The sequence below is a fragment of the Candidatus Thorarchaeota archaeon genome (assembly GCA_013388835.1).
In the GTDB taxonomy this organism is placed as follows: domain Archaea; phylum Asgardarchaeota; class Thorarchaeia; order Thorarchaeales; family Thorarchaeaceae; genus JACAEL01.
Genome location: JACAEL010000044.1, coordinates 49,005 through 75,132 on the forward strand (window position 1 = coordinate 49,005; position 26,128 = coordinate 75,132).

A 26,128-nucleotide genomic window follows, 5' to 3' on the forward strand; every position below is an offset into this window, starting at 1 on the left:
GAAACTTGTGCCGGTTTGCACATTCTAGGACGGATAGGTCTGAACTATGTCTTCTTCCTTGAGTGTTATGCTCTTTGCCAGCGGCAGACCTTTTCTCAGCCACCTACTGCCCAGTCTCCATGCAGGAGGATGGCTGGGACGAGCATCGCTCAGATGGAGTGGCATGAGAAGCAGTCCAATGATGTTGAGCAGTCTGCCTTGCGCGTACAGCGACTCATGAGGCCCATGATGAAAAGAAGAGAAGACAGACCAGCGTAGCCTCGAAGGTAGGAGTTGGTGTGAACAGGCTCGCACTCGTAGAGGCCTCTGCTGTCCTCGGTAGGAAGTGAGTAGTGACTAATCCCGCGTCTTGAAGTGTCCAACCGAGCGATGAAAGACAAAGATTGGAACCACTTCGGTGTTCTGGAACAGCGGGAGCCAGAGCATGAGAGCAAAGACCAAGTCTGCAATCAGAATCGTCAAGAGCAGAGCTAGAGCAGCTGCCATTCGAGCCATGTGGTTCAGACGCCATGATCAATATGTGAGCATGGAACCCGGCAAGAGGTTACATGAAAACATTCCTAGTATCACACGCAATCATGCAGGCTGTGCTCTGGGGAGTACTCGTCGCAACTCATATAACGATGACAGAGTGTGCGGACTGCAGGACCTCACAAGAAGACACGGGGTGCCATGATTGAGCGAGCACAAGAAACTCTACGACAAGGTGTTTGACCTAATCGAGAAGCATGACAACTGGATGACGAGGACGATTAACCTGATTGCATCAGAGAATGTGTCCTCGCCAGCCGTGAGGTCAGCCATAGTGTCCGACTTCAGGGATCGATATGCGGAGGGGTGGCCAGGAGAGCGTGTATATGCAGGCTGTACCTACATCGACGAGGTTGAGCTGATATGTATCGACCTCGCCAAGAAACTCTTTCGTGCGGAGTTCGCAGACGTGCGCCCAGTCTCTGGGGTGGTTGCAAACCTAATGATGTATACAGCTGTCATGCAACCAATGGACAGGATGATGGCCCTGTCAATCTCACACGGTGGCCACATATCCCACGCACGGGAGAACCTTGGCGGAACGGCCGGACAGATCAGAGGTCACAAGGTCCAGAACTGGGAGTTCGATGAGAAGGAGTTCAACATCGATGTTGATGCAAGTCTGAAGAAGATTCGAGAACTCCACGAGGAGGGGAAGGATGTCAAGTTCCTGCTCTTTGGCGGTAGTGTCTTCTTGTTCCCGCATCCTGTAAGGGAATTTCGCGACATCGCCAGCGAATACGGACTGAAGATTGGATATGACTCGGCCCATGTGTCCGGACTGATTGCAGCCAACAGGTTCCAAGACCCGCTCAGGGAGGGTGCGGACGTGATGACTGCGTCAACCCACAAGACCATGCCTGGACCACAGCATGGAATTGTGCTGGCCAAAACAGAGCTTGCAGACCAGCTCAAGCGTGCTGCGTTTCCGGGCCTTATGAGCAACCATCACCTTCACAACGTGGCGGGGCTTGCGGTGGCACTGGCTGAGATGACTGAGTTTGGTGAAGCCTACTGTGACCAGATACTGAAGAATGCAAGAGCACTTGCACAGGCCCTACATGAAAGAGGCTGGAGAGTGGTGGCTGAAGAGAAGGGGTTCACTCGTTCCCATCAGATTCTGGTGGACATCACAGAAACACCAATGAAAGACGGCCGGACAGTTGAAGAAGAACTGGAGAAGGCAAACATAATCATCAATAGGAACCTTCTGCCATGGGATCCAAAACGTGGTAGAGACTACAAGAGCCCTGGCGGCATCAGACTTGGAGTGAGTGAGATGACGCGACTCGGTATGAAGGAGTCAGAGATGGATGCAATAGCCGAGTATATGCACCGGGTGGTGGTCAAGGGTGAGTCTGTGAAGAAGGTCGCAGATGAAGTCGCCCAATTCCGGAAGGAGTACCAGAAGGTGCACTTTGCGTTTGAGAGTTCAACACCCGCCTATGCGCACTTAAGATTCAGGTAGGGCTGAGAGAGCCCTGCCCATTGCGGGGGAAGTGTCATGGACACGAAGGATGCACAGGAACTCATGCGCCGATTATACCTCGACAGAGACAGGGATAGAGGGATTGAGGGCACACTCCTGCGCACATTCCAAGAACTCTCGGAACTCACTGAGGCAATCATGAGTAAATCATCCCACGAGGAAATCACATCAGAGATGGCGGATGCCTTTGCTTGGCTCTGCTCAGTAGCCAACCTGCTTGACATCGACTTGTCAGACGCGCTTCTCTCCAAGTACAGAAACACATGCCCAAGGTGCCTTCACTCTCCCTGCAACTGTACCGATGAGCCATAGCCAGAACGCAGAGGCCACAGATGTCAAAAGGATTAAAAGATGAACATCAAAGGTCTCAGAGAGCCTAGGAGGCGCACGACAAATGCCAAAGACTGTCAAGAAGCGCAGTAGAGGAAAAGGTGAGGGTCCGCTTCCCGGCGGAGCAGGCCTGATAAGGTTCTTCGAAGACGAGACTCCTGGCATCAAGGTGAGCCCAAGCATTGTTGTAATCATCGCGACCCTGCTGGTAATCGCAACAGTGGTTGCGCACCTCTTTGCCTGATTGCCTTTCTCCGGAATCCATGTGCTAAGGATTATAAGCAGCACAAGTGCGGAGCCGATGGCTCCAGTGATGGTGATTGAACATGAGAGTTGCTACGGAACGTCGAACATATTGCCCGCGTTGCAAGAATTACACGGTCCATCAGGTTTCCGCATACAAGAAGGGTAAAGACAGGACCATGGCAGAGGGGGCTCGCAGAATGGTACGCAGGACGAGAGGATACGGTTCCTTCCCAAAGCCAATCCAGAAGCGATTCTCCAAGACCACCAAGAAGACCATGTTCAAGGTGAAGTGCAAGGACTGCGGATACATACTTCAGACTAAGGGGATGCGTCTCAAGAAGGTGGACCTGGAACGCGTCTAGGGCGTTACTCGAAATGACACTCAGGACATGGTATTGTCGATAGAGTTATAATGACACATCCTTCCATCGACAGAGAGTCCCGTCGGGATCTGTTTATGCCACGTCTGGCAGCCTCCTAATCCAGCTAGAGATGGTGAAGCCCTTGGTCAAGGAAGTCGTACAACAACCAAAGTCACGATTCATTAGGGTAAAATGCCTTGATTGTGAGAACGAGCAGATAATATTCGGTCATGCGACCACCGAAGTGAAATGCCTCAAGTGCTCCAAGACCCTAGCCAGACCCACAGGGGGAAAGGCGAGGTTGGAACCCACCGCAAGGGAATTAGAGGTACTTTCGTAGGAGCCCTTTGGTCACCATACGCCCCCACCATGAGGTGATTCGGATGGTAATGAAGAGAGTCGAATGGCCTCAGGTAGACGAGTATGTCGTCGCCGTTGCCACGAAGGTCACATCCTATGGGGCATACGTCAATCTACTAGAGTATGGTGACAAGGAGGGGTTCATCCACATATCTGAGATCAGTAGTACGTGGGTCAGAAACATTCGAAATCACATCCACGAGAATCAGCGCGTTGTGGTCAAGGTACTTCAAGTCGACACTCAGAAGAAACACATAGATCTCTCTCTCAGAAGGGTATCCACGGAGGCCAAGAGAGCCAAGAACAACGAGTGGAAGAGGGCACAGAAAGCCGAAAAGCTCCTCGAGATTCTCGCAAAGGAGAACAACATGTCCCTCGAGGAGGTCTATAGGGAAGTCGGATGGCCTATGGAGGACTACTTTGGGGAGATATACAAGGGTCTTGAGAAGACAGCTGATGCAGGAGCAGCAGTTCTTGAACCACTCGCATTCCCGAAAACGCTTCGCGACCAGATAGTGGAGCTTGCCAAGACTAGGATTGAGGTTCCGTCGGTCGAGATTGATGGCGAACTGGCAGTTCAAGTACCGACCCCGGACGGAGTAGAAGTGATAAAGAAGGCGCTCATGGATGGTCTCGAGAAGGCAGAGGGGGAAAAGGCATCTGTCGAGATTTATGCGCTCGGGGCGCCAATGTACAAGCTTAGGATTACAAGTCCCGATTACAAGATGGCTGAAGACCTACTGGCTCTCGTCCTAGAGACAATAAAGAAACCAGTTGAGAGCAAGGGGGGAACAGTATCCTTCACCCGGAAGTAGGTAGTTGAAATGACTCACCTCTACAAGTGTGTCGAATGCGGCGAATACACTCTGAACGAGTCAAAATGCCCAAGATGTGGGGGGCGCGTCAGAAGTCCTGAGCCAGCACGATACAGCCCCACAGACAGGTATGGCGAGTATCGGAGGAGAGCCAAGAAGAAGACGCTCTTGTCAGAGCCATAGTTCCAAAACAAGGAGAGAGCGACCGCATAGAACAGTCGCTCGTCTCGTCTGTCATCTGTTGTGCCTAGTATAGATCCACTGGGACCCAGAAGGTCTTCCACGATGAAGCGAAGGTCGGCTCGCCAGTCCTAATGTTGTTCCAGAACAGCAGACGAATCTCGTAGTTCATGCCGGGAGCCATGTACAGATCCTGAACATCATGGTTTTGAAGTGGAAGCAGGAACTCAACAACCCTGTTTCCAGCAGCATAGCGAGTAACATTGGCACCTGAAACATCGGCAGTCCACTTGCCCGAGTAGTCTACGTGTCCGTCATAGTATGGATTCCCATTGTAACCCACGACATGTATGTCAGGATTGGAGGTGACGCCTCGTGGAGCGAGCTGAATGCCAAGTGCATCATCGCTGAAGACGTACTCCGCCATCTCGATACCATAGTAGATATGGGTTGCATTGGCTCGTGTGTAGACCTTGGCATTGTAGCCTCCGCCAAACACCACATCATAACTTCTGAATGCTTTCTCTTCACTTGAGATGTTGCCATTCAGGCGAACACTTGACAGAGAGGCCTTCTCAAGCTGCCAGTCGGCTGCTGTCTTGTTCTGGTACTGATACAGCATGGTATAGTCGATCTTGTAGATCTTGACTGTCCCTCGCGTTGAGCTTATGAACACGGGCTCAAATGCCCCGTAGAGCGAACTGGGAATGCTGCTTGCCCAACGACTATCCTGTTCATATTGGGCGACGTTGTTCGGGTTCAGATAGACATTGTCGAATTCCGCTCTGGCCTGCGAAAGACCCATCTGGCTAATCTCGTTGGTGTCACGCGGCTCACCGTATAGCATCAACTTGTAGAGTGTGGACTGGAAGAAGGCATCGGTTGTCCATTCCTCCTCCTCTGTTGGTGTTGACGGGTTGTCACCGAGGTAGGTCGCATCATCAATCAGACTTGAGCCAAAACGGTCTTCGGCAATTCGAACCATCCAGGGCCATTTGCCATCATCGCCGCCAACTCCTGTGCGATGTCCCCAGTACACAAGCACATGAGATGCGTTCCAGCGGTGGAATGTCTTCAGTGACTCTGTCAGGTTCAGAGCCATGAGGGCATACCCCATTAGCGCTATCTGAGTCGAATTGAATGTTGCATTGTCGACGATTGTACGTCCACCGGCTGCGCTATTTATCCAGTACCCGTAGTCCCACCAGCTTGCGATTGTTGCATATGACGGCAGAACATTCCTAATGAAGCTCGCTGCAGTCTGCCAGTCAGTCCATTCGGTGCCCGTTGATACAGAGCCGGCCGCGAAGTCGGGTCGACCTTGTTGCTGGATGTTGCTACTGTAGGCCACACCGCCGAAGATTGAAACAGAGAGCAAAACCCCAACAATCGCATAGGCCAAGATTGTGTGCTCCGAGGTCAGTGAGGAACTCACTCTGAATCTGCGCCGCTCAAAGGCGGCCTTCTGTGTCACCACCTTGGCGAAGGGCGACAGGATCTGGTTAACTGCAATGGCAGACAAAACCGCAACGCCAGGGGCCAGAATGAGGCCAAGCCTAATCATGCTGCCTGCAAAGTACACAGAGGTCACACCATAGAGGAAAATCATCCAGTCCTCGTCTCGGCCCCTCCTGAAGACAAAGTAGAGACCCAGTGGGAAGAAGAATATGAGGGTGGAGAGAACATTGTAGAAGCTTGCCCAAGGGGTTGGAAGGTGCTCGGCTACAGAGGCGAAGATTCGCTGGTCCAGTCGGAAGAACGGATTTATGACAGTGAGGAACTTCGCTCCTAAGGTCAGGAAGGGGGTAGAGCTGGCTGTGGTGATAGATAGACTCAAGTTGTCGGTATAGAGGAAGTAGCCGCCCACACCCAACAACGGGGCGGTGAGTCCGAGCAGGAGGGGTCTCATGTGTGGCGCCAGTGCCACAGCCGCCGAAGCACGGTACTTCGCGACGCGCAACCATATCTCGTAGGCCGCGAGCAGTCCTGCGACACCAATCGGAACGAGAATTCCGAAGGATGTGAGCTCTCGAAAACCATTCCTTGGCACGAGATTGCCCATGAATAGTCCGAGGGAGATTGTGATCAGATAAGTGGACATTAGTTGTCTGCTGTATCGACCTCCAACAAGCATTAGGAATGCGTACATGGCAAACAGGTCCAACAGGAAACTTGATGCCCCCCAAGAACCAAGGAGATATCCAAGTGCGACTCCCGCGGCAACTGCAGAGGGGAGGGAGTCCCTTTTGATGCTCCGCACAAAGAAGAATAGCGCGAGCACGATGGCAAAAACACCAACGCACTCGTTGTCATAGAAGCCAGTCATTGTTCGCTGGAGGTAAGCAGGCATATAACCCATGAACAGAGCGCTCAACAGTCCAACACTGTTGTTTGAAATCTCGCGGCCAAGGAAGAAGGCGACAATGGTTGTAATAGCACCCATGAACGCGGGCATGATTATGGAGACCATCGTGACATCCACATCTATGCCAAGTCCGGTGAGGACGAAGTAGAAGAAGGCGCTAGTGAACGGCACACCAATATAGGTCGCCTCAGTGAGATTCCTGCCGAAAGGCTGCCATACTGTATCATCGTACCAATTGAAGAAGGCGCCATATCCATTCTCGACTATGTACTTAGTCACCTTGAGCTGGTACCACGGGTCGAACGCACGTACTATGGGTTGGGCATCAATCAGAGGGAGTAAGCGTATCAGAAGAGCCGTTATGAAAATCAGTGTCAGAATTGACGCCACGAGAACGGTGCTACGGGAAATCTTCGCCTTTGGTCTATGAATTGCCTGTCGCAAGAACCGCATGCCAGACCTCTTGATTCTGGTGTACATGGACATATACAGTGCTCACTCCGTTCAGGGTCTAATCTGACCGGGCAGAAAGAGGATGCGCTAAAAAGGTTGCGTTTGGAGGTACGGATGTACCAATCAGGACGGCACATACGTCCTCCTGTCACAATGTAGAGGAAGCACATGCCGAACCGGGTCAGAGTGTCTCTAGGAACTTGGCATAGGCCTTGCTGTCCATGAGCTTCGCCAAGTCCTCCTTGAGGGATGCGGGCCGAATCTTGAGCATCCAACCAGTACCATATGGGTCCTTGTTCACGAGCTCAGGAGCCTCCTCAAGTCGCTCGTTCACTTCAACGATCTCCCCAGATACGGGTGAAATGACATCCGAGGAGGCCTTCATCGACTCCACGAGACCACAGACCTTGCCGGCATTGACAGTCGTACCGACATCGTTGACCTCGACAAAGGTGATTTCATGTAGAGAGTTCTGAGCATAGTCCGTGATTCCCACGGTCACAAGACCATCTTCAACTCTTGCCCACTCATGGTCCTTTGTGTAGTACAAACCATCCATGACTCTAGTCTTGTCTTTCATCTGAAGTCCTCCATTAGTCATGCGACCGTCTAGGCCCACTTAAATCAGTTACCATATCGCGCAGTCCGCCCCTCTCCAAAGAGGCTCGTATCGTAAAAGGGCCATTCTGTCACCTTGGCCCTTCGTAGACGACCCTTGATGTCTACCTCGACTAGGTCCCCCACGGCCACCGAGTCCGGTCTGACATAGGCGAGCGCAATCCCGTTGTTCAGGATTGGCGACATGCCGCCACTGGTCACCATTCCAATCTCATTTCCGCCCAGTAATACAGGGTAGTGTTCTCTAGGGATTCCCTTGTCAACCATCACTAGACCAATGCGTGTCTTGCGCACTGCACCGTCCTTGTGTGACTTGACCACATCGAAACCAATGTAATGAGGCTCCACCTTGAACTTGACAGCATAGGGAATCTTTGCCTCTATAGGGGACGTGTCTTCATCGAGTTCGTGTCCATAGAGTACAAGTCCGGCTTCAAGTCTTGTCGAGTCCCTTGCGCCTAGACCACATGGCTTGACACCAAACTCGGCCCCCTGTTTCAGAAGCTCTTCCCAGAACCAGATGGCCTTCTTCTTCCCAGCGTCTGTGAGGGGAGTGTCCATTACAAGCACTTCACCACCCGCTTCCCCCGTATACCCCGTCCTGCACAGATATGCGTCAACGCCGGCCATCTTTAGTCTGTGACAGCTGAACCGAGGAAGCTCGGCGACGTCTTGCCCCGCCATCTTAGAGAGGAGGTCCAGCGCCCTAGGACCCTGGACCGCTATCATCGAGATTTGCTTCGACTTGTCCTCTACCTTAACGTCATACCTCTTAGCATGAGAGCTGAGATGTGCCCAAATCTTCGGGCCATTGCCCGCATTCGTGATCCAGATGAACTCGTACTCTCCCACTCGGTAGAGCATAAGGTCATCCATTATTCCACCCCGCTCATTCAGACAGGTCGAGTAATGCCCCTCATTCACGCCGAGTTTGGAAACGTTGTAGGTGGTCAGTGTCTGAAGGAAGACTACAGCTTGAGGACCGCTGATAAAGAAGCGTCGCATATGTGATGTGTCGAAGATGCCGACTGATTCGCGGACGGCCATATGTTCCTCACGAATGTCAGAGAAACGGACTGGCATCTCCCAGCCAGCGAAGTCGACTACATCACCGTGCGCCTTGTGCCAGTCATACAGCTGTGTTCGTTCCAGCATCTAGTACGCCTCAGAATATTGGAGGAATTCCGTCCAATCCGACTATGTTTTATCTCTTACTCTGCAGAACATCAATAGAGGAGCTAGCGTTGTTCAGTCAGAGTGTGACAATAGGGAAGATTCCGATTGGACGTGCGCACCCCATTAGGGTCATGGGCATAATCAATGTTTCACCCGAGTCATTCTACGGGAGCTCAGTTGTCACTGACTCGGAGGCAATCATAGAGAGAGCAAGACAGATGGAGCAAGACGGGGCAGACATTCTGGACATTGGGGCTGCCTCAACCGCACCCGCATCGTTGTATGGGACGAAGGTCGTGGATGAAGAGGAGGAAACAAGCAGGATTAGAACAGCCATTGAGAGTCTAGCAAGTGAAGTCCGCACTCCACTTTCTGTCGACACGACCTCCTCGCGAGTCGCGAGGGTGGCGCTAAGCTCAGGAGCTGCAGCGGTAAACGACGTGTCTGGGCTCAAGAGAGACCCGAATCTCGCGCACCTCGTGAAAGAGTACGATGTGCCGATAATCCTGATGGCCGGGTGTGAACCAACATTCAGAGGTTTTCAAGACACGCTGAGGGCGCTGCGTGAGGGGCTTGCGCGAGCTACAGAGGCAGGCATTGAGAGAAACAAGATAGTCATCGATCCGGGGTTTGGTTTTGGAAAGCCGACCAGCGCAGACATCGAGATTCTGGAGAACCTCGGTGCATTCACTTTATTGCGTCAGCCGGTTCTTGTTGGACTATCAAGGAAGGCATTTGTCGGGGCGATTCTGGGAGGACTGAGTCCTGATGACCGTCTGGCAGGCACCATAGCAGTCACTACTCTGGCAGTCTCCAAGGGCGTGGATGTCATCCGAGTTCATGATGTGAAGGAGAGTAAGCAGACAGCAGTCATTGGAGATATCTTTCGTTCCAAGCAGTACAAGAGCAGCGGGTTTGTGGAATCGATTGGTCAACGAGATAGGATGGAGACAGAGGTGCTATTGCAGGAGATTGGAGTGAGCCCGGAGATCAGGTCTGCGCTCTCTAGAAAGGCGTACTCTGTCAACATTATTGTGAACTCGGTCAAGCCTCCTGTTGCACTGATACTCAAACAGGAGATGTTGGCAGTAGGAGGTGATGCTGCATATCACTACGACACGATTGATCAGAACATTGAACACACAGATGTGCTCCTGATGGGAACACTTCGGCAGTTCGGACTCTTCGTTTCAAAAGCTTCAAAGATGAAGGAATTTGGGCTCAGTGAGATTGCAGGGATGATACGTGATGTTCTCACGGGCCAGATTCACTCTGAGAGGTGAGAGACGTTGGATTGGCAAGACTGGGAACCTATGTATCGGGACATCGTGCGTAGACTCGGTCTGGATGAGGATTCGGATCGAATGGCAACGGCTCTGCTTACCCAACTGCTGATGGAAGTGAGTCCAGAGCCGCTGTTGCGGGAACTTGCCGACAAGATTAGAGGTCGGACTGTGATTGTGTATGGAGCAGGTCCGTCGCTCCCAAAGCACATCGAGGAGATACAATCGCAACCATCCCTCAAGTGTGCAACCCATGTGGCCGCGGATGGCGCTGTACGAGCCCTGAACGATATGGGTGCTCGCTGCGACATACTTGTGACGGACCTGGATGGAATTGAATGTCGTATTGGGGACTACTCAGATGAGGGCGTACTACCAATAGTTCATGCCCACGGTGACAACATTCCGCTCATTAGGAAGCACCTGTCGGGGAGCCCCAGGACACTGGGCAGCACACAAGTCATGCCCACTGAGAGAGCGTTTTTGTGGGGAGGGTTTACTGATGGAGACAGAGCATGCCATATCGTGACGCACTACTCGCCCGTGAGAGTACTGCTGGCGGGCATGGATTTCGGGAGAACCGTAGGGAGATGGTCGAAGCCTTCACTCACCGAGAACCGCCCTGCGGACGCGAGGAAGAGAACAAAGATGCAGATTGGCATGGAACTCCTTGAGAGGCTCGCAAGTCGCACAGGACAGAACATCCTGTTCATGTGACCGCATGAAGGGAAGAAGGTCCCGGACTTGCCCAATAGAATCGAAATGAGGCTTCAGCTAGCTCTTGTTTCACTAGCATTTCGTTCTCTGGAACAGGAGAGTAGTGCAGCAACAATCACTACTGCTAGTGCTAGGACGTCTTCAACCCGTACATGTAGAACATTAGAAGATAGGCCAAGCCCACCATGACAAAACCAGCTATCATGATGCGCATTGCACGACCGGGTTGAAAGACGAATTTCGAACCGTAGTAGAGGCTCCCAAGTCCGAGCGTGCCCATGGCAATCACAAATGAAACCACAACACCCTCTAGACCAAGCTGTGCTTCTGCGGTCGGAAGAATGAGAATTGGTTGACCACTTGACCCACCTGCGATAGGGGGTGGTGAACGAATCAGAGTGAAGACATTGCCTCCAAGAACATATAGGACGAAGAGAAACACTCCTCCAAAAACCAGCAGACTCGGCGGCCGGGATACTGTGCCGAATCGCGGTCTTGCAAGTCGCACATGTGGTCGGATGATGAGGCCTAGCCATAGAGGCATTATGGGGTCACCAAGGGGCCCTCTCGGGCAGTCCACTTTTAAGAGTATCGAGACGTGTACCATTGTACGAGTACAACGACTCGCGTACCCAGCACAAGGAGTCCGTGAACATGTAGGAGTCGCTGACTGATGAAAATCATGGTGATAGCTGAGAAGCCAATGGCCGCAAAGAGGATAGCGACTGTGCTTGACAGCAATGAGGAACCAGAAGAGGTCAAGCACGGTGGCAGTTCGTACTTCAGGTGCAGACGTAACAATGATACCATCCATGTCGTATACGCACTCGGGCACCTGTATGAACTCCAACAGACAGAGAAGGGATGGACGTATCCCCGGTTGGATACCAGATGGGTGCCAAAGCATGAGGTGGACAAGAAGGCAGTAGAAACAAGACGTGCAATCAGTACCATCAAACACGTTGCAAAGACTGCGGAACAGTATGTCGTGGCCACAGATCTTGATACAGAGGGGAGTCTGATCGGGTATCTGGTGGTCAAGTATGCGTGTGAGAAGGAACCCTATGAGGCCAAGAGAATGTGCTTCTCGACGCTCACGAAGGCCGACATTGAGAGGGCCTACGAGAACCCGCTGCCCACCTTAGACTTCCCTCTGATAGACGCGGGTCATGTGCGCCATGAGATTGACTGGCTCTACGGAGTCAATCTTACAAGGGCACTCACGCTTGTTGTGAAGAGATTGACAGGTTGGTTCAAGATAGTTTCAACAGGAAGAGTTCAAGGCCCTGCACTTGCACTAGTAGCTAGACGAAACCAAGGAATCAGTCTATTCGTACCAACACCGTACTGGACCATCAAAATCGTGGGAGAGTTGGATGGGCAGGAAGTAGAACCAGAATACACACATGGTCGCATACGCTCACTTGTGGAAGCGGATGAGCTGGTCTCAAGTCTGCGTGGAAAGGAGGCCCTAGTAGAGAACATAGCAAGTAGACATATCACCCAGTCGCCCCCGGAACCGTTCAATCTGAGTGTCTTGCAGTCGGAAGCCTTCAGGTGTTTTGGTTTCAGACCAAGTCGCACTCTTGACATATCACAGAAGCTGTATTTGGACGCACTGATATCGTACCCTCGCACGAATAGTCAGCAGATACCGGAAGGCATTGATGTCAGGGGGATTTTGGCTGGGCTCCGTAGGCAGAGAACATATGCAAGCACTGTTGACGCACTGATCGCAGCCGACAGGATAATCCCCAGACAGGGAAAACAGACGGACCCGGCCCATCCGGCGATACATCCAACCGGTGAGGCCCCTTCAAGGAAGCTGTCCACTCAGGAACAGAGAGTCTACGACTTGATTGTGAAGCGGTTCTTGGCCTCGCTTGGACCCTCTGCCGAGAAGGAGGCCCTTCGCGCGGACATCAGTGCGGAGGGCCACCAGCTACGTCTAAGGGGAATGACTACAGTCGAGGCGGGTTGGACAGCAACATACCAACCATACGTGTCTGTCGAGGACAGGCCGATGCCCTCTGTCACAGTTGGTGACAAGATAACCCTCGTATCCGTTGAGGCCAAGAGATGTCTGACGAAACCGCCCCCACACTATAACCCCTCAAGCCTTGTGAAGGCACTCGAAAAGGAGGGGTTGGGTACCAAGGGCACACGTGCCAAGATTGTCGACTCACTGAAGACTCGAGGATACACACTCAATGACCAGTTTGAGATGTCGAGCCTTGGTTATGCGGTCTATGAAACGCTCGAACGAGAGATTCCAAGAATAGTGTCTGCAGAGTTCACACGAAGACTGGAGGAGAGGATGGAGTGCATACAGGAGGGACATGCCAGACGGGAAGACGTGCTGAGGGAGGCAAGGGAGGAGCTGCTTGAAGTCCTTAACGTCTTCAGCTCCAAGGAGGAAGCTATAGGAAGGGGACTAGTCGTGGGCCTCAAGAGGTACTGGACTGAAAGGGACGAGATTGGATGGTGTCCAAAGTGCAAAGAGGGACGACTAGGCATAGTGACGTCACCGAAGACCCGCAAGAGGTTCTTGGGCTGTTCAAGATACAAGGACGGGTGCGACCAGACGTTTCCCCTTCCACAGAAGGGAACAGTGATGCCTCTGAACCGAACGTGTGAGTTCTGTGGGCACCAGATGATCAGAGTGGTTTCAGGTCGGGGAGTCTGGGACACATGCATCAACTGGGCTCAATGTCCGGGAAGACAGGAGGACCTAAAGGTCCTAGAGGAACGCCGAAAGAAGAGGAGTATGCCTAAGGAGTGAAAGTCAGAGATGGGACTGTGTGACATATGTGGCAGAGACGCGGAGGACGGACAAACCTTGTGCAGATACCATGTCATGGCGCAGACGGTGCTACAAGAGAAGTTCGAGGAGTGGAGGACTGCACAGGACATGTCGTGGGAGGAGTACCTCAAGGAAGTCCTAGAGGCAGAAGACACGGGCGCATGGGTCAAGGACGTGATTGAGCACTCTCTTTCGAAAAGTGGGACCTCAGCGCCCCAGCAATCTCCATCATCACGTTTCTGTCCAGACCACTGACTGCGACCATAAGCATACATGTGCTATTCGTCAATACGGAAACCCGTTCTGCTATCGTTCGCACAAGAGTAGTGTCCAATCCAGTGCCAAGCAGCGACATTGATGTGTGGTCCCGGCTGCCTTCGACTGGAGGCGCTGCGATTGCGGAAACTCCGAAACGAAATGACTCCGAGTCCGTCACGAGCACAAGATAACCATTGGCGAGCCGGATTATGCGAAACCTGAACAGTCCGTGAGGAAGGTTGCTTTCAAACTCGCAGGTATCATCACTAGTCAAATTCAAAGCACATCCAGCCCAACTGACTACTACAGAGATTGAACAACAGCATTATCAAGCTGCCTCAGTCACAGCGGAGATGGCCATGGACGAGGCAAAACTATCCTACAATGACTTCTTCCCATACCCAGCGCCAAGAAGTGGACAGCTGGCCATGATGGAGTCAATCGAAGACGCGGTAAGGAGGGGGAAGCACATCTGTTGCGAGGCGCCCAACGGCTTTGGAAAGACTGTAGTCACGTTGGCAGGAGTATTGCCGTGGATAAAGGAGAACAGTGGCAGACTGCTCTATTGCGCAAGAACACACAGGCAGATCGACAGAGTCATGGAAGAGCTCTCGGCGATTTCAGAGCGCACGGATGTGGCGGGGGTTTCATTTAGAGGACGTCAACAAATGTGTCTCAACGAGTACCTAGTGAAGAACGCAGAGGCAGGCCTGTCCGCTAGCGAGATGTGCAGACATCTCAAGGCAGAGGGGCGGTGCCCCTACTATGAGAGGCTCAAGACACTCTCCGCACCCGAGGACATACTTGCAGACATGACAACCCGTGTGCTGACCGCAACGGAGTTGATTAGGTTGGCGAGGAGGAGAGAGCTGTGTCCGTATGAGTTTGCGAAGAAGCTTGCCAGAGCGGTGGATGTTGTTGCTCTCTCCTACCTGTATATCTTCGACCCGTTCATACTAGAGTCGTTCCTTCCTGAGCTGGAGGTGCCCCTGTCCAGAGTTGTGCTTGTTCAGGATGAGGCACACAACGTCCCCCAGACTGCAATCGACTCCGCAAGTGACTCCCTTGCTCTGACCACTGTACGTCAGGCATTGGAAGAAGGGATTGACCATCACGACTCGATTTCGGAGAGGTTCAGCCGTGCTCTGGCCCAAGCGATGTTGGAAGCCTCGGGCAAGATGATGGATTCCGATGAGAAGCTCATAGACCCGTCAATGGTACATGAGCAGGTGCTCGAGAAGGGGGGCTTTGGAAGAGAAGACAACCCAATCGAACACATGATGGACTTGGGAGAGAAGATTCGCAGAGGACAGCTCAGGGCTGGACGCGCACCTCGCTCGGCCATTCACAGAGTTGCCAGTTTCATGTCGACTTGGCTCGAGTATGCAAAGAGAGACGACTATGCGTTCTTCATGACTTCAGATGCCAGTAGAGGAGACAGCAGAAGAGTGTCACTCGATCTTGTCGCATTGGACCCAACTGTTGTGACAGGACCTGTGCTGAGCCGGGTCCGGTGCTCAGTTGCAGTCTCAGGCACAATCTCTCCAGTCGAAGCGTACTCGGATATGCTTGGCTTTGGTCCGGACGCGTCAAGTGTCCAGTTCGGAAGCCCATTCTCCAAGGACAGTAGAATCGGAATCGTCGTGCGGGGTCTGGACACTTCCTATGAGAAACGGAGCAGGGAGATGTACACCCGAATGGTCCAGCACTGTATTGCTGTGGCACACTCGACGCCGGGCAACACAGGAATATTCACCACCAGCTACTCTGTTTCAAGAGCTCTAGTCGATGCAGGACTCTCTCAGCAGTTGAGAAGGCCGCTCTTCATCGAGAAGGCTGACATGAAGGGGGAGGCCAATGACAGGATGGTTGAGGAGTTCAAGCAGCTCGGGGAGTCAGGTGGTGCTGTGCTTCTGGGCGTTCAGGGAGGTCGCAACTCAGAGGGGGGCGACTTTCCTGGTCCGACCATGGATAGTGTGGTCGTAGTCGGAGTGTCTTATGCAAGGCCCACTCCGAAGAGTGGAGAACTGATCAGGTACTTTGACAGGCGATTCAATGGTCGTGGTAAGGACTATGCATATGTACTTCCTGCAATGACCCGCGCAGTCCAAGCAGCAGGCAGACCAGTCAGGAGGATGTCGGACCGTGGTGCCATTGTTCTGCTTGACCAGAGATTTGCCACATCTTATCTCAAGAGGTTCATGCCGTCATGGTTACGAGAGGTGCTAGTGGAACTTCCAGACGACCCGGATGCAGTCGCAATGAAACTAAACCACTTCTTTGCTACTCGGCAAGACTGAGAAGGTCCGCCATTGTTACCTCACCACGTATGAGGGCCCTAGCCTCTTCTGACGATAGGGACTTCTTGCCGCGAGACAGCCGGGAATACAGACGCTTGACCGAGTTCACATAGCCCTCTCGGACCTCCAGTGTGAGATCAGACTCGACAATTGGCCGGCCTCTTCTGACTGCAATCATGCCTGCTGAGGACTCGTTCGACAGGTGCCCACTCGACAGAGTCGTATGGTGTTCGTTGACCAGCTCGATTCTCACGTTAGGCTGCACTTCAAGGAGGATGCGGGCATAGAGAACCATGTAGAGGCGAGAGCCAACACCCAAATGGACAACTAGCTGACTGTCGGGAAACAGACTGTGCACATGTGCGGCCCACTGAATGGTGAGCTGGACTGACTCCGACGGGGATGAAAGAGTCCGTGAGAGGAGTGTCTGGCCGTCTGCAACTAGCGCAACACCGAATCTCATTCCAGGGTCGACGCCTATTGCCCAAGACTGAGGATTGGAGATGTCAAGTAGCTTGAGAAGAATCTGAATGGATGAGCGGTCAACACTTCGGTCGAGAAGAACAAGCCGGTCATCGACAATAGAGAGGGGTTCGTGTTCGGTGGAAAGCAACACTTTCGCAGTAATGCAGCTGGGGTCCTGTGGAGCGCAGACGCAGAAGGACACATCTAGTTTCTTTAACAGCTCCAAAGCAAGGAAAAGCTCCTTCGGATCTCGGATAAGGACTGCAACCTCATTTCTGGACAAGCCAAGCGCGCTCTCTAGGTATACTTATCACGGACGATGATATATCGACGACGGATGAGGCTCGGATATGACTCTTCCGTCAGGGATAGGAATACTCGACCGAGTTCTGGATGGCGGTCTCAAGGAGGGGGCAATCTCCCATGTCTATGGAGAGGCGGCCTCCGGAAAGACCACATTCGCGTTGGTATTTGTGAAGCAAGCAATAAGGTTGGGAATGCAGACCGTTATCATAAACTCGGAGTCGTCCTCACCGATAGAGAGACTTGAACAAATCACAGGACGGAGCTTTCAAGGGTTGGAGACATTGGTGAAGGTGTTATCTCCAAGGACATTTGAGGAACAGGCAGTCCTGATTGATGACTTGGACCTGTACGCCCGACAGAATACTGGACTTGTGGTAGTAGACACTATGACAAGACTATACAGAGTGAGTCTTGATGACAAGAAGACCACCTATGCAGCTCACCGAGAACTAAACAGACAGGCAGGCATGGTCAAAGCACTCGCTAGAAACCGTGGTATCGTTGTCATAGTACTAAACCAAGTCCGCGGAAAGATTGGGGAAGCGGGAGGTTTCGAGCCAGTGGCCAAGAGCATAATGGAGTACTGGGAAGACTACAGCATCAGACTCCAGATTGGCAAGAAACCTGGAGAACGTGTAGTCGAGAGATTAGTACCTAACGGTGGTCTGAACAGGTGCATCCTCTACTTGACAGATGATGGATATGCAACTCCAGCGGAGAAACTGGGCGACCTTGGACTGCACTCTGCATAGCTCTGTCAGTCTGTATTCTCAGACCTACTAGTACAGCGCTATTGGAGCTCTCGCAGAGCACACATACTCACAAGCCCCTCGCTATATACCACAACCAGAACCGGAACACGCAAGCCATAAGAAGACTCGGAGTTGGGTCAAGACCAATCGAGAGGCATACTCACATGTATGAACTAATTGCCACAGTCGAGCTCGCTCTCTGGTTCGGACTGCCTGCATGGATAGCCAACTCGACGCCAGTGGTGTTTGGGGGAGGTCGGCCCATCGACGGCGGCAAGCTCTTTCGAGACGGCAGGAGGATACTTGGTGACGGAAAGACCATAAGAGGACTCTTCGCAGGGGTCTTCTTCGGCACGCTCACAGGTCTTGTTCAGAGCTTCCTAGTTCCATGCATACTGCCAGTTCTCGATGACTACATCACAGTCACAGGGGAGATACTATACGTTCTCGATATGAACTGGGCAGTCGCGCTTCTTCTTTCAGTAGGCGCGATGCTGGGAGACCTCGTGGGTTCATTCCTAAAACGCCGGATAGGCCTAGTGAGTGGAGGTCCTTCACCGGTTCTGGACCAGCTTGGATTCATTCTGATTGCATTGATTGTCGTCTATCCGCTGAAACAGGTCCAACCAGTCTATGTGCTGGCATTGCTGTTGCTCACACTATTCACCCATTGGGTCAGTAACGCATTGGGGTATCTGCTCGGACTCAAGAAGAACCCGTGGTAGGAACACATCTTCACTTGAGTCAGAGGTCTGAAGATAGATTAAAAAGGTCCGATGGAATGTCTATCCTGTTCTGGCTCTGAACTCAGACATTTGACCCCCGCGGGAGTGTCAGAACAAGAGCAGTTTCTCAATACCGGAGTCCTGAACCATGAAGGTATCGTCCTGTATGCAGACAGATGTGGCCTGCGTTGCCGTGCCCGGCACAAGAGAGGATGTTCTTATGCTGATGGCCGAGAAGCAGGTCAACGGTCTGCCCGTAGTAAAGAAGGGGACAAAGAAACTCGTGGGAATAGTCACTAGGAGCGATCTTCTTCGCAAGGCAGACGAGGAACAGCTTGCGATGCTGATGAACAGGGACCCAGTGACTCTGACTGCTCAATCTGACCTCAAGACTGCGGTCAAGACTATGCTTGAGAAGGGGTATAGACGTATCCCTGTGGTCGACGGGGAGGACCTTGTGGGTTTGATAACCGTGCCTGATGTGCTCATCAAGGTGATAGAGGGAAGCGAGCTCTTTGAAACTAAAACCATCAGCGACTTCGTCACCCGCAGAGTCACCGCAGTCTGGGATCAGACCCCACTGCCACTCTCATACATGATAATGGACATGGCGGGCCAGAACTCGCTAGTAGTACTTAGTAGCTCTGGCAACGTGACCGGACTCGTCACTGTGAACGACTACATACGGCTATCCGAGGAAACAGTTGAGGACAGCATATCCAAGACGCACACTGGAACTGAGGCAGCGGTTGAGTGGGGATGGACCTCGAAGGACTTCCTTGTTGTCACCAAGAAGCTTCTGAGAATGCCCAACGTTCCAGTGGGGCGGGTCGTGACCAAAAACATCATCAGTGTCACAGAGGTGACCTCCGTTGCGGAGTGCATCAGAGTCCTCAAGAGGAATCAGATAGACCAAGCTCCTGTCCTGTCTGCAACAGGCAGTCTCGTCGGGATGATTGAGGACAGGGCCTTCTTGGGGCTGGCGCTAGATAGCCTCTAACTCTGTTAACCATCAAAGAAGTCGGTAAGAGAAGTCTGGTCAGACGCGAACATCGAGTCAAGCGACGACTTCATCAGGATAAGCCGCTGTTTCAGGTAGTCGCTTAGTTCATACTCTGATGCCATTCGTTCGCCTACGTCGAGGTACTTGGAGATATTTCTCTGACGTACGGTGAGGCTGAGACCTGCCCCGCACTTGCACTTTCCAGACAGCGGTATTCTTCGATAGACCCTTCGACACTTCAGACACTGAATCTTCTGAGTCGAGAATGCGCGAAGATTCCCCCGTATGTCGCGTATGATGTGGTGAGATAGGACCCGCTCTGCAACGTCTTTGGCATCCACGGCTGCGACAAGCCTAGCAATCGCGAGCTGTGCTTCCAACTTCTCAGCCATGCTACCGAGGGACTTGTAGCGTGTGTTCTTGGGGCCAGCGTCAATCGCAGATGTTCCATGAGTGAAGTCGAACCCTTCATACTGCGCCTCAGTCTTCAAGCGTGTTGCAACAATGTCAACAAACTTCTCAGCACTCTTTGGAGCACGGGCTGCTTGGACTAGGTTATAGAAGTCGGCCGGGTAGCGACCACAGACCTCCATGTTATGACTCTCATCGTCCACCTCCAACGGATTCAGAATCACAGATAGAACAAGAGGAGCATCCATGAACCCACCCCTGCCCGCAGGCAGATACGACCTAGAGAAGTTCAAGAGCGCATCCATTACGAGAAGCAACGCGTCTTCGTCTCCGTCGCAATCGTAAGTAGCGAGAAGCCCCAGGCCACCAACGAATGTCTTGTTTTGACCCTCCAGAATGAAATCATATACGCAGTCGTCGGAATGGGTACTCATCTCTTCGATTTGCTCCACCACCTCCTCATGGAACCGCCCGAATGCAGGGCTTTTCTCTCCTGTTGATTCGAAACTGCAGAAGCCCGTGTCCAGTATCCCAGGTGCACCATGAAACACAGCATCACTTAGCGTCCTCAATTCGGCTGAACTGAAGCGCAGGTGGTAGGATGTCTTGAACTCTGCGCGGTCAGTCGGGTGAGTAGTGCATTCGAAGCGGGGGTATAATCCCAGCCGGAGTGAAATCATGCCGAGATGATTCAGAAGGTGCTTACTGGTCGAGTTGACTCTTGCCGAACTATCGGTGAGGCTGTGGCCTAGAATGAAGCCACCAAGCAGACCCTCCTGAAACGCAGTGCAGAACGAGATGCAGTTGTCAGCTCTCAAATCCTCCGAACTGGTCTGAAGGCCAAGAATAGACCGAAACAAGTCGTAGTAGACTCTTCCACTTAGTGTGACCACCAAGTCACGACCACGAGCGGATGTGAATGGCTTTTGACCAAATATGCGGGTACAGTGTGAAACGACACGATCTGCAATCTCTTTTCTCGAAGTAGTCCAGGACACCCGATAGATGTGCTTCTTGCCAGCCGTCTGGTCAACAATACTATGTCCATTAGAAAGATAGAGCCCGGCGAGTTCGCCCAGTTCGGTATTCAATGGCAGGTCAAATGGCAGTCGTTCAGCTGTGCCTTGGTAGGAGATGTGGCCATCAATTGATACCGAGTCGAGTCCTAGTTCATAAAGCAGCGCATTGAACATCTCGAGAGGTACCGAGTCTCTGTCAATACAGTCTCGAAGAACATCTGGCGCAGTTCTTGTGATTCCTCTCTGCGTCAGATTGGAGTACCCTCCGGCGCTTGTGATTGCACAGCGTAGCATATCGCGTACTCCATGAACACAAATCAAGGGGGCAGTGCCTTGAGAAAGATAGTAGGACAGTATGTTGATTGAATCAACCTGCTTGGAGTCGGGAACAGCGGCAAGTGCAAGCAGTCTATCTCCAACAGAAAGCCTGTCTGTTTCAACATACTCGATGGTGTTTCCGACCCTGCGGACCATCTTATGTTCGCCTGTGACTGTGATAGACCTCCCGGTGCCAGTGCAAATCCTATACAGTTTCTGTGGCGCCTTCAGCTTGACGAGCTCCTTTATCGCTTGGCAGAATAACTCGCCCCTGTCGTCAATAGAGACCACCCTGAACTTGGTCAGGTCCTCGTCTTCAAGCGAGTTCATGGTGCGAAGAACAAGATGACCGTCTTCATGGAGTAACAGGACTTCCTCATCACCAGACAGACAATTGCGGCGTTTCGCTGCATGCCAGTAGGGATGAGCGTAACATACGCTTGCGTTTGTGAAGCCTACGATGCGGCCGACAATCCCGGCGGAGGTGTGGGGTGCAAGTCCTACCACCAGCTGCCCGATGATATCTTCAACACTGGCAAACCGATAGTACGGCTCCATTCCATATATCTTGACAAGACAGTCGTCTGTGAAGTTGCCGACTCGCACCAAGTAGTCCGCACATCTCTCTGGCACGACTATGTCTTGGACCTTCAGTTCTACTATCTGGTCAGGTGAAGTGAGTGGCACCCCTCTGAAGTCAGTCTGATATCCAAGCTCATGAAGCCTCTTGATTGACACACCTATTTCACGAGGCGTGAAATGAGTCAACGGAGCATCTGTGGCATCGAACCGAGCGGTTCCATCGCGGTAGCAGTACACATCATGCTTGGCCCTGAGGATACCTTTGCCCAAGTACTCTGGTATCTTTAGATCGCTGGTCAGCCCCAGCACACCGCGCACATCATACGTGTGCGGTTCAGAGATCTTCTCTTTTACCCGCTCAATCAGGGTGTGCCAGGCCAGTGAGACCTCTCTAGTCCAGCGAACCATGTTGACATCATGACTGATGGGACACATACCTGTTGACGGGTCCACTGGGCGACCACAGCCTTCCTGAGAGCACCAAGGTTGTATGATAGTGAGGCTTCCGCAGACCGGACACAGTGTTTCGAAGGTTTCGGAAGAGCACTTGGGACAGGCCCGAGACACCAACTCCACCTTAGGCCCTCCGACAATCGATTCGGAAACCGGGACCGGAGAGTCGCCCGCGAAGTCCTCCAGGCATGTTGTACGCTGAACACTCCTAGCGGCCCGTTCGATGCTACGGCTCGTACTCATCTCACGTCCGAGTGGAAACAGCGCATGAACAGGAGGCTTCATCTTTCGTTCCTCAGCCTTTTCGGGGCGCCCCATTCTTGCGCCAATAGAAAAGCCGGCCTTGTCCTTGAGTTCTACATCAGCGATAGAGTTGAGCCATTCCAGAGGGGATTTGCCCGACCCCTCCCTCTTCCGCTTGTCACCAAGTTGTGCTAGTATAGTGACGGGGGAATCCAAAAGCTGTATTCTCTTCCGGCCATCGACCAGCTTGTGGGGTACACCTATAGACTCCAGTAGTCGCTTGTGTTCTTCGTCGTTGGGAAGTACCATGTGTTCCCCGCTTTGTCCCACGTCCAGCTCATGATTGTACAGCAGCCAGTTCCGGAGTGCTTTGACGGCGTCCAGAGACAGTAGCGACCAGCGATACAGGTACCGAGGATGCAGAGGTACCTTTAGGTTGAGTGACAAGCAGGTGGCCTGCTCAGGAGAGGGAATGTGAGTCAGAGGCCGTTGAATCATCGCCTCAAGTTCCGCGGAGGAAACGCCTGCTTGGGATAGCGCGCTTGCAAGACTGCTAGGGTCCATCCTTGTGCATATCCGTTCTAGGTCATGTGACCACCACTCCTCACAGTAACCAGATGGCACAAGGGGATGGTTGTTCTCAAGGAACTCTCCCAATGCGACCAATACATCCCCCAGGAAGAGAACGCGCTTCACCTTCCCAACTATCTTCTTTGCTTCAACAGGGTCGAAAATCTGTTTGACAGTCCCGTCATTGAGTAGCACAGTGGGGCCCTCAATCGTGTCAACTGGCGCAACAACGGATCCCTTGCCGGGCCGTTCAGTCCTGATATGAGTACCGGCGGCAAGAAACTCACCCAGAATGAACATGGTGGCGGGGTGGATTCCAACGGCTGACAGACCCGTGTTTCGTGAGCGACCGTATCTCAGACGAAAACCGCCCGCCCTGGACGGGTGCGAGAAGACGGGGCGGCCGCCAATGACGTCAGCGAGATACTCCCATTTTGGTGAGAGGCTCTTATCCGCCGAAGAGTCAGGCTTGGACTTGGACAGCTTTGCTGCAATCTCGTCAAGCCAATCCCACCCGGTCATACCCAACCTATGAACAATCTTGCTGAGTTTGGCCGCCCTGCCCACAACTCCGTCATTAAGGACGAGGACCGCTCCTCCTCGAACGCGATTGGTTTCAATGCGCTCCAAATCTCTGGTACCAGATACCTCGTATTCCTCAGTAGGTTCACCGGTGAGCATGATGGGGATGTTCCGGGCGGCGACTCTGATCAGTTCAGGGTTCACTGGGTATTGAAGGTGTGCCAAGCGGGCGTACAGCTCTACTTCCTCGAGAGCTCGCTCCACTTCACTCTCAGTGGACTTCAAGGGCGGAAGACCAAGTACCTGCCGGACGTAATCAGCGACTAAGACTGTGACTGCGGCCTCTGTGCCTCCTGCAGCACGTATCGGCCCAGCCAAGTACAGCGCAAGATACTGTTCGTCGCCAGACCCACGTATACGGACCTTGGCAATTCCCTCCAGAGGTGCAGCTGTGATGCTCTCTGTGAGAATTGCGAGAGCAACTCGGACTGCCTTGTCTGCCGCTTTCTCTGAGTCATCGATGCCGCCAAGAGACCCTTCAGCAATCTCCTTGGCGACTATAAACGCCACTTCATCTCGGGGCTTGGTCTTTTGGAGCTCGCGTATTCTCGTAGCGACTCCTGTCGGGCCGTCGAGCGTAGCCTCAACCCGGGCAGCCACATCGTGCGCCCGAGGAATCTCAACTTTGGTGGATGGATCATAGCCCTTTGCCCTTGCCAACTCGGCAACACGATAGAGTCGTTCAACCTCGGTGCTGAGTGCTCTGAAGTATACTTCATAGCTTGGACTATGACAAGGCAAGCTGATGTCAGAAGGCAGTTCAGGGATATCTTCGGACTCAGTCACGTCATCTCATCTGAGCGCAGTACGAGCTTGCCTTTTCTCTTTTGGGCTTGACACTTCGCACTCGACAACAGCGAGTAGTGACCTTTAAAGCCCACCTCCGGAATGGAACTGTATAGTACCGCTAAGAACTGCACGGAGAAAGCACCTTGTTGACTCTGGAGGAGATAATCGAACTCATACTCAAGCACACCAAATATGAAAGGAAGGATGTTCTTGAGCTAATTGATGCTAAGCGGGAGGAGCTTGGAAGGGATATTGTGAACGATGACTCCGCCGCAATGATTGTAGCGCGTGAGCACGGAATTGACCTTCATCAGCTGAAACCAAAAGCAAGGACAAGAATAGAAGACATTACGGAATCGACGAGAAGTGTAGTACTTACTGCAAAGGTGGTCGGAGTCGACAGAGTTAGAACCTTCACTCGGCCGGACGGCAGCGAAGGACGCGTTGCGAGCATGACAGTCGGCGACGAGACAGGCAGGATTCGGATAGCGCTGTGGGATGAGATGGCAAAGGCAATTGAAGAGGAAGAGGTGAAAGTTGGCAGTATTGTGCAGATAAGCGGAGCCTATGTGAAGAAAGGCCTGCGCGACACCCTCGAACTCAATCTGGGTCGCATGGGCAGAATTCGGACGGTCGAGGATGATGAGATTGACTTCGATATTGAGGTCCCTGCCGCGGCCAGTACAAAGCTGGGAGAACTCAAGGAGAACTTGTTTGACATCTCTGTCACGTTTGTCGTAAGGAGAACGTTTCCTGTGTCCACTTTCACTCGGAGCACTGATGGAAGTGAAGGCAAGGTGATGAGCGTCATAGGAGCCGACGAAACCGGTACAGCGAGAGTCATCTTCTGGGACAGTCTTGCAGAGCAGATGGCCGATGTAGAAGAGGGGGAAGTCGTCCGACTCAATGCTGCCCGGACCAAGAGGGGACGGACTGGCGAGATAGAGGTACACAGTGGGCGGACATCAGCAGTTGACAGACGACTGAAAGTCAAAATGCAGGCGGTCGACATTGCTAAGGGAACACAGCCCGCATCACCATCTGGCAAGGCGAGCATAGACACCTTGACCGCTGACATGAGAGACGTGGACATAGAAGGACGCGTGGTCACTGTTGATGAATTAAGGACATTCGAGAAAGGCGAGAAGAAAGGTCGCAGACAGAGCATCATCGTTGGCGATGACACGGGGTCCGTACGTGTAACCTTCTGGAATGAGGATGTAGAGAAACTGGTGAAGGTGAAAGTAGGTGATGCGGTCAGAATCAGACACCTGTATGCCAGGGAAGGGTTGACAGGGGGCGTTGAACTCCATGTTGGCCAAAGAGCGGAGATTGAAGTCAATCCGAAGGGCCTGAAGCTGGACCATATTGACCTGTCCGACTTCCAGAGCGTCCCCACAGCAAAGCCTGTGCAGAAGAGCATCTCCGAGATAACTGAAGAGATGGTGAACAAGAGTGTCGAGATAACCGGAGTGATAATGGCTTTCGGTGAAACAGAGCCCACATATCTCTCCTGTTCAAATCCAGAGTGCAAGAAGAAGGTGACCGAGGAGGATGACCACTATGTCTGCGAAATCCACGGTGTAATCAAGAATCCAGTGCCAAGGTATCTATTCAAGATGAC

Annotated in this window: 24 protein-coding genes; 15 read left to right on the plus strand and 9 right to left on the minus strand. The window is 52.6% G+C overall.

Features of this window, described 5'->3' with window-relative positions; all coding sequences use genetic code 11:
* Nucleotides 1–24: 24 nt before the first annotated feature.
* Both HXY34_08260 and HXY34_08265 read right to left on the minus strand, forming a co-directional pair.
* Complete coding sequence (locus tag HXY34_08260) at nucleotides 25–165, minus strand: hypothetical protein (protein ID NWF96122.1); 141 nt, start codon at nucleotides 163–165, stop codon at nucleotides 25–27.
* A gap of 171 nt (nucleotides 166–336) precedes the next feature.
* Nucleotides 337–486 carry a hypothetical protein gene (locus HXY34_08265; protein NWF96123.1) on the minus strand — a complete coding sequence of 50 codons (150 nt, stop codon included), beginning with the start codon at nucleotides 484–486 and terminating at the stop codon, nucleotides 337–339.
* A 253-nt stretch (nucleotides 487–739) separates the two neighbouring features.
* Here HXY34_08265 and HXY34_08270 point away from each other — a divergent pair, with 253 nt between their 5' ends.
* The 7 genes from HXY34_08270 (at nucleotide 740) to HXY34_08300 (ending at nucleotide 4,316) form a co-directional block, all read left to right on the plus strand.
* The gene (locus HXY34_08270; protein ID NWF96124.1) at nucleotides 740–1,999 is read left to right on the plus strand and encodes a serine hydroxymethyltransferase; all 1,260 of its coding nucleotides are present in this window, start codon (nucleotides 740–742) and stop codon (nucleotides 1,997–1,999) included.
* 36 nt (nucleotides 2,000–2,035) lie between these two features.
* The gene (locus HXY34_08275; GenBank protein NWF96125.1) at nucleotides 2,036–2,332 is read left to right on the plus strand and encodes a nucleotide pyrophosphohydrolase; all 297 of its coding nucleotides are present in this window, start codon (nucleotides 2,036–2,038) and stop codon (nucleotides 2,330–2,332) included.
* Between the two features lie 82 nt (nucleotides 2,333–2,414).
* Nucleotides 2,415–2,594: a preprotein translocase subunit Sec61beta gene (locus HXY34_08280; protein ID NWF96126.1), complete on the plus strand. Its 180-nt coding sequence runs from the start codon at nucleotides 2,415–2,417 to the stop codon at nucleotides 2,592–2,594.
* Nucleotides 2,595–2,676: 82 nt separating this feature from the next.
* Entirely contained in the window at nucleotides 2,677–2,958 is a 282-nt protein-coding gene (locus tag HXY34_08285; GenBank protein ID NWF96127.1) for a 50S ribosomal protein L44e, read from the plus strand.
* Between the two features lie 130 nt (nucleotides 2,959–3,088).
* Nucleotides 3,089–3,298: a 30S ribosomal protein S27e gene (locus HXY34_08290; protein ID NWF96128.1), complete on the plus strand. Its 210-nt coding sequence runs from the start codon at nucleotides 3,089–3,091 to the stop codon at nucleotides 3,296–3,298.
* Nucleotides 3,299–3,347: 49 nt separating this feature from the next.
* Nucleotides 3,348–4,133: a translation initiation factor IF-2 subunit alpha gene (locus HXY34_08295; GenBank protein ID NWF96129.1), complete on the plus strand. Its 786-nt coding sequence runs from the start codon at nucleotides 3,348–3,350 to the stop codon at nucleotides 4,131–4,133.
* A 9-nt stretch (nucleotides 4,134–4,142) separates the two neighbouring features.
* Nucleotides 4,143–4,316 (plus strand): RNA-protein complex protein Nop10, encoded by a 174-nt coding sequence (locus tag HXY34_08300; GenBank protein ID NWF96130.1) that lies wholly within the window; start codon nucleotides 4,143–4,145, stop codon nucleotides 4,314–4,316.
* A gap of 64 nt (nucleotides 4,317–4,380) precedes the next feature.
* Here the strand turns inward: HXY34_08300 and HXY34_08305 are convergent, their stop codons facing one another.
* From HXY34_08305 to gcvT, 3 genes are all read right to left on the minus strand, one after another.
* Entirely contained in the window at nucleotides 4,381–7,131 is a 2,751-nt protein-coding gene (locus HXY34_08305) for a hypothetical protein (GenBank protein NWF96131.1), read from the minus strand.
* A 181-nt stretch (nucleotides 7,132–7,312) separates the two neighbouring features.
* Entirely contained in the window at nucleotides 7,313–7,711 is a 399-nt protein-coding gene (gene gcvH / locus HXY34_08310; protein ID NWF96132.1) for a glycine cleavage system protein GcvH, read from the minus strand.
* Between the two features lie 44 nt (nucleotides 7,712–7,755).
* Nucleotides 7,756–8,904: a glycine cleavage system aminomethyltransferase GcvT gene (gene gcvT, locus HXY34_08315; GenBank protein ID NWF96133.1), complete on the minus strand. Its 1,149-nt coding sequence runs from the start codon at nucleotides 8,902–8,904 to the stop codon at nucleotides 7,756–7,758.
* Between the two features lie 89 nt (nucleotides 8,905–8,993).
* Between gcvT and folP the strand changes: the two genes are divergently transcribed.
* Both folP and HXY34_08325 read left to right on the plus strand, forming a co-directional pair.
* Nucleotides 8,994–10,208, plus strand: a complete 1,215-nt coding sequence (gene folP / locus HXY34_08320; GenBank protein ID NWF96134.1) for a dihydropteroate synthase — start codon at nucleotides 8,994–8,996, stop codon at nucleotides 10,206–10,208.
* An 81-nt stretch (nucleotides 10,209–10,289) separates the two neighbouring features.
* Nucleotides 10,290–10,925, plus strand: a complete 636-nt coding sequence (locus HXY34_08325; GenBank protein NWF96135.1) for a DUF115 domain-containing protein — start codon at nucleotides 10,290–10,292, stop codon at nucleotides 10,923–10,925.
* A gap of 130 nt (nucleotides 10,926–11,055) precedes the next feature.
* Here the strand turns inward: HXY34_08325 and HXY34_08330 are convergent, their stop codons facing one another.
* The gene (locus HXY34_08330; GenBank protein NWF96136.1) at nucleotides 11,056–11,469 is read right to left on the minus strand and encodes a hypothetical protein; all 414 of its coding nucleotides are present in this window, start codon (nucleotides 11,467–11,469) and stop codon (nucleotides 11,056–11,058) included.
* Nucleotides 11,470–11,598: 129 nt separating this feature from the next.
* Here HXY34_08330 and topA point away from each other — a divergent pair, with 129 nt between their 5' ends.
* Nucleotides 11,599–13,707: a DNA topoisomerase I gene (gene topA, locus HXY34_08335; GenBank protein ID NWF96137.1), complete on the plus strand. Its 2,109-nt coding sequence runs from the start codon at nucleotides 11,599–11,601 to the stop codon at nucleotides 13,705–13,707.
* Nucleotides 13,708–13,894: 187 nt separating this feature from the next.
* On the opposite strand, the gene HXY34_08340 is transcribed toward topA, so the two are convergent.
* On the minus strand, nucleotides 13,895–14,260 hold the full coding sequence (locus tag HXY34_08340) for a hypothetical protein (GenBank protein NWF96138.1): 366 nt from the start codon (nucleotides 14,258–14,260) through the stop codon (nucleotides 13,895–13,897).
* Nucleotides 14,261–14,345: 85 nt separating this feature from the next.
* Between HXY34_08340 and HXY34_08345 the strand changes: the two genes are divergently transcribed.
* Entirely contained in the window at nucleotides 14,346–16,286 is a 1,941-nt protein-coding gene (locus HXY34_08345; protein NWF96139.1) for a hypothetical protein, read from the plus strand.
* Here HXY34_08345 and HXY34_08350 read toward each other — a convergent pair.
* Nucleotides 16,270–17,034: a hypothetical protein gene (locus tag HXY34_08350; GenBank protein ID NWF96140.1), complete on the minus strand. Its 765-nt coding sequence runs from the start codon at nucleotides 17,032–17,034 to the stop codon at nucleotides 16,270–16,272. The genes HXY34_08345 and HXY34_08350 overlap by 17 nt on opposite strands.
* A 67-nt stretch (nucleotides 17,035–17,101) precedes the next feature.
* Here HXY34_08350 and HXY34_08355 point away from each other — a divergent pair, with 67 nt between their 5' ends.
* The 3 genes from HXY34_08355 (at nucleotide 17,102) to HXY34_08365 (ending at nucleotide 19,534) form a co-directional block, all read left to right on the plus strand.
* Entirely contained in the window at nucleotides 17,102–17,809 is a 708-nt protein-coding gene (locus tag HXY34_08355; protein ID NWF96141.1) for a hypothetical protein, read from the plus strand.
* A 164-nt stretch (nucleotides 17,810–17,973) separates the two neighbouring features.
* Nucleotides 17,974–18,534 carry a CDP-2,3-bis-(O-geranylgeranyl)-sn-glycerol synthase gene (locus tag HXY34_08360; protein NWF96142.1) on the plus strand — a complete coding sequence of 187 codons (561 nt, stop codon included), beginning with the start codon at nucleotides 17,974–17,976 and terminating at the stop codon, nucleotides 18,532–18,534.
* A 148-nt stretch (nucleotides 18,535–18,682) separates the two neighbouring features.
* Nucleotides 18,683–19,534, plus strand: coding sequence for a CBS domain-containing protein (locus tag HXY34_08365; GenBank protein ID NWF96143.1), 852 nt, complete (start codon nucleotides 18,683–18,685; stop codon nucleotides 19,532–19,534).
* A 5-nt stretch (nucleotides 19,535–19,539) separates the two neighbouring features.
* On the opposite strand, the gene polC is transcribed toward HXY34_08365, so the two are convergent.
* Complete coding sequence (gene polC, locus HXY34_08370; protein NWF96144.1) at nucleotides 19,540–24,501, minus strand: DNA polymerase II large subunit; 4,962 nt, start codon at nucleotides 24,499–24,501, stop codon at nucleotides 19,540–19,542.
* A gap of 146 nt (nucleotides 24,502–24,647) precedes the next feature.
* On the opposite strand from polC, the gene HXY34_08375 reads away from it, so the two are divergent.
* Nucleotides 24,648–26,128, plus strand: a 1,481-nt coding sequence (locus HXY34_08375; protein ID NWF96145.1) for a DUF2240 family protein, incomplete at its 3' end; no start/stop codon positions are given.